2 protein-coding genes are annotated in these 1,940 nt (G+C 72.3%); both read right to left on the bottom strand.

Translation table 11 applies throughout. From position 1 onward, the window contains the following. Positions 1 to 69 precede the first annotated feature (69 nt). The gene (gene nth / locus HUW36_RS31925; protein ID WP_174531464.1) at positions 70 to 849 is read right to left on the bottom strand and encodes an endonuclease III; all 780 of its coding nucleotides are present in this window, start codon (positions 847 to 849) and stop codon (positions 70 to 72) included. Between the two features lie 59 nt (positions 850 to 908). Then, positions 909 to 1,940 (bottom strand): CapA family protein (locus HUW36_RS31930; protein ID WP_174531465.1); only part of this gene is annotated, 1,032 nt, incomplete at its 5' end.

A 1,940-nucleotide genomic window follows, 5' to 3' on the forward strand; every position in this document is an offset into this window, starting at 1 on the left:
CCTCGGCCGTGGCGGTGCATCCCGCCGCGGCGAGCAGCAGCGGGACGAGCAGGTACGCGAGCCGGCGCGTCACGGCACGTCCGCCACGGCCGCCTGCTGCGGCACCAGGTCGGGGTCGAGGCCGACGGCCACCGCCAGGTCCCGCGCGCGGGGGCCCTTCAACAGCTTGGCCGCCGCCGCCGGCTCGGTCGGCCCGGTGCCGTAGGCCGGGCAGAGCTTCGCCAGCGTGCACGCGCCGCAGGCGGGCTTGCGGGCGTGGCAGACCCGGCGGCCGTGGAAGATGATCCGGTGCGACAGCATCGTCCAGTCGCGCTTCGGGTAGAGCGCGCCGATCGCGTGCTCGATCTTCACCGGGTCGGTCTCGGCGGTCAGCCGCCACCGCTGCACCAGGCGCTGGAAGTGGGTGTCGACGGTGATGCCCGGTACGTCGAAGGCGTTGCCGAGGATCACGTTCGCGGTCTTGCGCCCGATCCCGGGCAGGGTGACCAGGTCGGCCAGCTTGCCGGGCACCTCGCCATCGTAGCGCTCGCAGAGCGCGCGGCCCAGGTTGATCAGGGAGCTGGTCTTGTTGCGGTAGAACCCGGTGGGCCGGATCAGCTCCTCCAGCTCGGCCCGGTCCGCCCCGGCGTAGTCGGCGGCGGTGCGGTAGCGGGCGAACAGCTTCGGCGTGACCTCGTTGACCTTCTTGTCGGTGCACTGGGCGGAGAGGATGGTGGCGACGGCCAGCTCCAGCGCGTTGGAGTGGTCGAGTTCACAGTGCGCGTCGGGGTGGGTCTCGGTCAGCACCCGACCGATGCGGCGGGCGCGACGCGTACGGCCGAGGTCGGTCTCGGGGGAGCGCGTGGTCACGCCGGCCAGCCTACGTCGCGCGGCCGACGCTCCGGCGGGTCCACGCGCGCGGCGTGCGCTCAGCCACCCGCCGGCGCGCTGATCTTGCCGTTCGCGTCGAGCTTCGCGCCGGTGTCCGGGAAGTCGGCCGCGGTCACCTCGCGGACCAGGCCGAGGCCACGGTCCTGCCGGTCGACCGACGGCTTGCCTACGCCGTTCATCGCGGTCGAGGTGAAGGTGCCGCCGACGAAGCGGCCCTCGGCGGTGATCGACACCTTGAGCACACCGCCCCAGCCGAGCCGGCCGGAGCTGTTCAGCGACTTCCCGCCGCCGGCGAAGTTGCCCAGGCTGTAGGCGATCAGCCGGCCCTTGTAGAACTCCATCCCTCGCAGCACGTGCGGGCCGTGCCCGATCACCAGGTCGGCACCAGCGTCGATCACCGCGTGGGAGAAGCGCATCGGATCGCCGCGGTTCTCGCCGACGTACATCTCGGTGCCCGGCTTCACCCGGGTGCGGTCGGCGCCCTCCGCGCCCATGTGCACCTGGACCACCACGAGCTGGGCCTGCTCCTTGGCCAACTCGATCACCTGCTTGGCGGCGTCGATGTCGATCAGGCTGTTCGACCAGGGGTACGACGAGAAGCCGACCACGGCCACCTTGACGCCCTTGACGTCCACGACGGTGATCTCGCCCGGCGCGCCGGTGTGCTTGAGCCCGTGCGCCTCCAGCGCCGACTGGGTGTTCTCGTAGCCCTGCTGGCCGTAGTCGTTGCCGTGGTTGTTGGCCTGGTTGAGCAGCTGGAAACCGGCCGAGCGCAGGTGCGCCGCGTAGCCGGGCGGCGCCCGGAACTGGTAGCAGTTCTGCGGGTTCGGGCCGCACTTGCCGGCGCCCGTGTCGTCGGTGAGCGGCTCCTCCAGGTTGCCCATCACCAGGTCGCCCTTGAGCGCCGACTTCACGTCGTCGAAGAAGCCCTTGCCGCCGTTGGGGGGCAGCCGGTTCGGCGCGTTGCCCATGATCACGTCGCCGGTGGCGGTGAGCGAGATCGCCCGGTCGTCCGCGCCGCCCGCGGCGGGCTGCTCGGCCGTCGCCGGCGCGGCCGAGCCGGGCGTCCC

This window comes from Micromonospora maritima (genome assembly GCF_902825405.1).
Lineage (GTDB): Bacteria > Actinomycetota > Actinomycetes > Mycobacteriales > Micromonosporaceae > Micromonospora > Micromonospora maritima.